The sequence below is a fragment of the Mesorhizobium sp. M0159 genome (assembly GCF_040322295.1).
Taxonomy (GTDB): Bacteria; Pseudomonadota; Alphaproteobacteria; order Rhizobiales; family Rhizobiaceae; genus Mesorhizobium.
The window spans coordinates 1-5,410 of the sequence record NZ_JAMYTF010000108.1; the positions used below are offsets into that span (position 1 = coordinate 1).

Annotated in this window: 5 protein-coding genes and 1 pseudogene; 2 read left to right on the forward strand and 4 right to left on the reverse strand. The window is 60.9% G+C overall.

The features are described from left to right. Positions 1–299 precede the first annotated feature (299 nt). A complete protein-coding gene (locus NKJ32_RS34970; RefSeq protein WP_352830478.1) occupies positions 300–1,601 on the reverse strand; it encodes a glucoamylase family protein in 1,302 nt (433 codons plus the stop codon). Between the two features lie 158 nt (positions 1,602–1,759). Here NKJ32_RS34970 and NKJ32_RS34975 point away from each other — a divergent pair, with 158 nt between their 5' ends. Together NKJ32_RS34975 and NKJ32_RS34980 are read left to right on the forward strand one after the other, a co-directional pair. Continuing rightward, positions 1,760–2,584, forward strand: coding sequence for a 5'-3' exonuclease (locus tag NKJ32_RS34975; RefSeq protein ID WP_352790215.1), 825 nt, complete (start codon positions 1,760–1,762; stop codon positions 2,582–2,584). Between the two features lie 342 nt (positions 2,585–2,926). Further along, entirely contained in the window at positions 2,927–3,445 is a 519-nt protein-coding gene (locus tag NKJ32_RS34980) for a hypothetical protein (protein WP_352790218.1), read from the forward strand. Positions 3,446–4,209: 764 nt separating this feature from the next. Here NKJ32_RS34980 and NKJ32_RS34985 read toward each other — a convergent pair. The 3 genes and pseudogenes from NKJ32_RS34985 to NKJ32_RS34990 form a co-directional block, all read right to left on the reverse strand. Next, the gene (locus NKJ32_RS34985; protein ID WP_352502896.1) at positions 4,210–4,494 is read right to left on the reverse strand and encodes a DUF982 domain-containing protein; all 285 of its coding nucleotides are present in this window, start codon (positions 4,492–4,494) and stop codon (positions 4,210–4,212) included. A 308-nt stretch (positions 4,495–4,802) separates the two neighbouring features. Continuing rightward, on the reverse strand, positions 4,803–5,015 hold the full coding sequence (locus NKJ32_RS35690) for a hypothetical protein (protein ID WP_502897503.1): 213 nt from the start codon (positions 5,013–5,015) through the stop codon (positions 4,803–4,805). Positions 5,016–5,233: 218 nt separating this feature from the next. Further along, positions 5,234–5,410: pseudogene (locus tag NKJ32_RS34990) on the reverse strand (IS3 family transposase); the annotation flags it as partial.

Here is a 5,410-nt window from a genome sequence, read left to right on the forward strand (position 1 = left end):
CGGGTTCCTTCCCTGGAGGCTTCCGGACGCCGGCCTCGAGCCACGCCATCTCAGTAGACGGCCGGCATCCGAAACCCATCACAGGTCACGACGATGTTCGCGACGACCTGAATGTCCGCTCTCGTGTATCCCAGCCTAAGGCGGCCTGTCCGCAATTGTGACCCGTTTCAGACATTCGTGACCGGCGTTATAAGAAGCGCCCATCACCCACTGCCGCTGAGTCGACGTTTGCAGCAAATGCGGCATGCGCTAGCAGTCAAGAGTCCCGGTCAGTCGGGGAGCTTTGTCATCTCGACTTGTTATAGCCAACCGCCCGAAAAACCGGCTCGGTGCAGTCCGGCGATGATGGCCGGCACGCAGCGCATCAGGCGCCACAGGAAGCCCGAGCGATAGTTCTCTATCATCAGAGTGATCGGCCCCTGATTGATGCCGACATGGTCCGGCGATACCCAACCGCATGGCCGGCCGTCGGCGGCTGCTATTGTCGGATTGAAGCTTGCGGTGAAGCCGTAAGGGTTGCCCTCGTGCAGGTCGATCTCGTGGAAATGGCGCAGTGCCGGCAAAACGATCTCTGGCGCAAAGGGCAATGAGGTAATCGCTGCCCACGGCGACAACGTCCCATCATCAGGGCCGAATGGCGCACCGCGCGCCAGATAGCCGAAGAAGCGGCGGCCACCGACCGTCATTTGGCGTTTTGTCGGGCTTGGGCCGTCGCTGGCGGTGATGCCCCAGCAATTCTCGCCATAACCGCTGAAGCCCTTCGGATTGCGAATGGCGTAGTCGCGTTGCAGGTAGGTTGCCTCGCGGCTGTTCTCGAAATAGTCGCAGTCGTGGTTGCGCATGGAAGCATCGCGGATGCCGCGAAAATCGATCCAAATATGCGACAGCTGGTGGATGAAAAGTGGACCGGCGTAAACCAATTCCCGGCCATAGATCTTTTTCCACTTGTAGGTGGATAGCCAGGCCGCATAGCTCTCGAGCGGCAACGGATGGGTTGGCGAGCCGAGGCCCAACACATAAAGGATCACCGCTTCGTCGTAGCCTTGCCAGCGATAGCGCAGGAAGCCTTTTCCAGGCCGCCAGCCATGGGTGACGGTGGCGCCGCCGTTCTGCGCCCATCGCCAGTCGGCGCGCCGGTAGAGCGCATCGGCTAGCCGCCGGATTTCCAGTTCGGATTCATCGTCCTCGCCAAAATAGGCGCTGGCGGCCAGCGCACCGGCAAGCAGAAGCGCCGTATCGACCGTGGACAGCTCACACTTCCAGACGCGGCGGCCGGTCTCCATGTCGAGGAAATGGTAGTAGAAGCCCTTGTGGCCCGTTGCGTCGGCTTCGGGCCCTTGCGGCGCGTTCCAGAAGAAGCGAAGCGTGGCGAGCGTCCGTTCAGCGGCGGCGGCGCGCGTCATGAAACCGCGCTCGACACCGACGGGATAGGCCGACAGGGCGAGCCCGACGGCGGCGATGCTGGCCGGTGACCCCGGGGCATTGCGGTCGGCGATCAGGCCATTCGCCGGGTTGGCCTCTTTGAGAAAATAGTCGAAGGACAGGCGCTGGATGTCCGAGAGAAGCTCGTCGTTCTGCGGGTGGTCGCTCGATGCATCCATGGCTGTCGATATAGAGGGGTTCGCTGCGCTTCCTACCTTTTTGGTCCTCTTGTCGCATTTGGGTCATGTCACGACGATGCTCGCGCTGGCCCAGGTGTCTCTATAACTAAGTTCGAACACCAGAAACCGGGCCGGATGCTGTTTCCTCGAGGACTGCAATGATCGTACATTTAGTAGACGGCACATACGAACTGTTTCGCCACTTCTACGGCCAACGCCGGTTCAACAACGGCCAAGACAAGCCGTTTGGCGCAGTCCTCGGCGTGCTGAACACTGTGCTGGAGATGATCGAGAATGGCGCCACACACATTGGGGTGGCTACCGATCATGTAGTCGAATCGTTTAGAAATCAGCTCTGGCCCGGCTACAAAACCGGGGATGGCATCGAGCCGGCGTTGCTCGCGCAGTTTCACCCCCTCGAGGAAGCCTTGGCGGCGATGGGAGTGGCGGTCTGGCCGATGATCGAGCTGGAAGCCGATGACGCGCTGGCCTCCGCGGCGCGCAGCGCGGTTGCCGATGAGCGCGTGCAGAAGGTGTGCATCTGGACGCCGGACAAGGATCTCGCGCAGTGTGTGCGCGGTGACCATGTGGTCCAGGTAGACCGCAGGGCCCAGAAAATTCGCGATGCCGCCGGTGTACGCGAGAAGTTCGGAGTTGAGCCCGCCCTGATTCCAGATTTCCTCGCGCTCGTCGGTGATGCCGCCGATGGCTATCCGGGTCTCGAAGGCATCGGCCTGGTCTCGGCCGCCCGGCTGCTTGGCCGCTACGGCCCTCTTGAACGCTTTCCGCCTGAAGCCCTCGGCAAGCGTAGAGAGCTCGCGCTTTTGTTCAAAAATCTCGCGACGCTGCGCACGGACGCTCGGCTGTTCGATAACGTCGAAGAGCTGCGCTGGCGCGGCCCGACCAAAGCATTCGAGACGTGCGTGATCCAGCTGACTGACACCCGGCTCCTCGCACGTGCTCTCAACGCTCGCCGCAACTGACTTCGGGAGGCGAGGTCTGGAAGCGGCCTGTAGAAGGCCAACGTCGATTCCCGATCGCACAGGGGCACGGTGCACGCGAGAACAGTCTGGAATAAGAGACAGGCAAATGTACCGGCTGGTGGCAGGCGCTCACACAGCATCTGAGTTGTGGGTGGCGTTCAATGGCCATACTAGCGTCACACCTACGACGTTTCAGGAGACTGAACCTGCCAGCCATTGCAGGAGAAGCAGCCGCAGGAGCGGAACGTTTTGTCAGCAGACAATAGGGTCGCGTTGCATCTCCCCGAACGCTGCGCCGGTGCTATGGTGTGCCCGCACTCATCAACGGCAAGGATATGGGGCATGCCCGCAGTCACCCGCCGTACACTTCTTGCGTTCACCGCCGTTGCGACTGTCGTTGAACCGACGTTTGCTGAAGACGAAGGTACCTCGCGCGAACTGCAGGCGCTGATAGCAAGCCATGAAACCGCCTATGCCGCGCTCCATAGGGTTGTTCATCGATCGGGCAGCAACTGGCACGACCGCAAGATGGCAGACCGAATTGAAGAGCAATCCTTGAGGGCTATCTGTTCCTATCCTGCGACCAGCCGAGGCGACCGCCGGGTCAAGGCCGAGTACGTGCTGACTGTTGAGGCACGGGGCGAACTCGACTTCGGGAAGAGCACATGCAGGCCATCTTGCGCTCAACGATGCGGGGCTGATCGATCGCAGTACCCGCGGGGGAACCAGACCGCGCGTTGCCGGAGCGCGGCGCGGCCTCGGAGCAATGTGACGACGCAGACATTCTGTTTGGGTTACCGCGCAGAAAAGAAACCCGAAGATGCTTCAATCCCCCGCGAAGGCCGCCTCATCGGCTGGTAGCGAGCCCCTGCGCCATGCGCCGCACAGACATCACAACGCCAGGCCCGACACGAGGAGTATGCAAGTTGGTGGAAATTCCCGGAAGCGGCTCATTTTCGACAATCGCCAACACCTCATCGGCTGACCGTGGCAATCGGAGTCGCTCCCGAACAAGAGCTACTCGAAGCAGCCGGCATCTTTGCGAAAGGGCAGGGAGGAAGGCGGAAGTAACAGAGCGCGGCCAGAGTACAATCTAGATGAGATCGACTGGTCGTCGTAGGGGCCGTCGAAGTCAACGGGCTGGGCCAAGCGTGTCAAAGACACGACTGGCGAAGAGATCGTGCCAGCAGAGCGTGAGGGATCGCGACGCCATGACCGATGCCCGTCGAGCCGAGACACTCGCGGTCGAAGAGACATGAGAATCATCTGCTCATCAAGCTCAGTTCTCCGCGCAATCCTGATCGCGATTTTTGTCAAAGGCTGATTGCTTTCCTTTAGTCGCAAGGTCAAGGGAAATGTCTTTTTCTGACAAGATGGGGCAGATCATCAGAGTTAACCTCAATGTGGATCCCAAACGCGGCGGAAATGGGCGTGCAGCTGCACTGCTGAGGCAGCGCAGAATTCACCGTCGGATAAGTGGGTCCTGGCTGTCCCGGACGCGAAGCCAGGGCCTTCTCGCGTCCGGGGTAATAGCCCGGTTTGAGGCGTTTCGGCTCTCGCGGGAGAAGGCAGTATTTCGGGGTTCAAGTGGGGCGCCTCTTCAGCGTTAGCGAGGCCGGCATGACTCACATCAGGTCTTCAACCATCCGCGCAACTTTCCCCAGACCTGCGCTGGTCCCTCTTGTTCTAAGGAGTCCCTGTTCAGCCGCGGCCGCCTTGAAGGCCTCGAATGCAGCTTGCTGGCTGCAATGCCCGGCGAGGGATTCCTCGACCATTCGGATCGCGTTGAGCCGCCCCGGCTTTCCCATTCTAGGCCATGGTTGCTGAAGCACCTTCATTGCGTCGGCTATGGACGCGACCACCGTCAGGTTGCGATTGAGGCAGATTGTAATTGGACTGAAGGCCCGCATTCTTGTCGCTCCCCACGATTGAACGCGGCTAAACGCGAAGACAAGGGCAGTGGTTGCATGAATGTGGATTACCGCGAATTCAAAGAACCGCTGGCCGATGCGATTGAGGCTGAGCTGGCTCTCCTTGGGCCCGGCACTTTGCCTCGCCGGACCATCCTCTCGTCGAACAACAGGACCCGGCCGGCAAAAAGCATCTGCGCACCGTCCGACGCCGCGAACTATTTTTCGAGCTCGTCACGCCGCTTGCCCGACGGCTTCTCAAGCACGCCGCGACGAATTCGACGGCCGTAAGCGAGGAGATGAAAAGATTATGGTCGTTTCGTTGGGCCGTCCTTTAGAGCAGGGGCTCCGAGTCGGTTTGTATCGAGCAGATGTCGTATTAGATCTTGACCTGGAGATCGGCTCCGGCAGCTGGATCGGCGCAGCGCGGCAAGGATGCCACGTTCCTTCGGCGGCCCACCGGCGATGGTCTGGCTGACGGCCTCGCGAAGGCGCGAAGCATCGGGGCCTTCTTCTGCCAGTCGGGCGAGCCAACTTTCTTTGGCTGGGAGGGCGGTGCAGTGCTTCGGCTCGGAACTGTTGACACATGCGCCAGGCTGGCAGACCCGAAGCGGCGGCGTGCCCTGACGTCATGGAGACTAGCCGGCTGGCGCGCAGCATGCGTGTTTGGACGATGTCCAATTCAAGATTGTCGTCTTCGGGAGATCCCTTGACCGCAACTCCATAGACGCGACGGCCAGCGGAAACGGCGCCCGTCTGTGAGCTGGTCCGATACGAAGTCGAGCGACCAGCGCTCGTCGGGCCTCAGCTGCACCACCATCGGCGCCCTGATCCCGATCGCCCGTTTGCGGCCGCCACGGCGGCGAACGGCGAGCTTCTCCTCCCGATAGAGCCGGAACAGCTTCTTGTGGTTCAC

What these genes read in the sequence shown, in the direction of transcription:
- NKJ32_RS34970 (WP_352830478.1), bottom strand. Translation starts at nt 1,601, where the DNA reads ATGGATGCATCGAGCGACCACCCGCAGAACGACGAGCTTCTCTCGGAC.
- NKJ32_RS34975 (WP_352790215.1), top strand. Translation starts at nt 1,760, where the DNA reads ATGATCGTACATTTAGTAGACGGCACATACGAACTGTTTCGCCACTTC.
- NKJ32_RS34980 (WP_352790218.1), top strand. Translation starts at nt 2,927, where the DNA reads ATGCCCGCAGTCACCCGCCGTACACTTCTTGCGTTCACCGCCGTTGCG.
- NKJ32_RS34985 (WP_352502896.1), bottom strand. Translation starts at nt 4,494, where the DNA reads ATGCGGGCCTTCAGTCCAATTACAATCTGCCTCAATCGCAACCTGACG.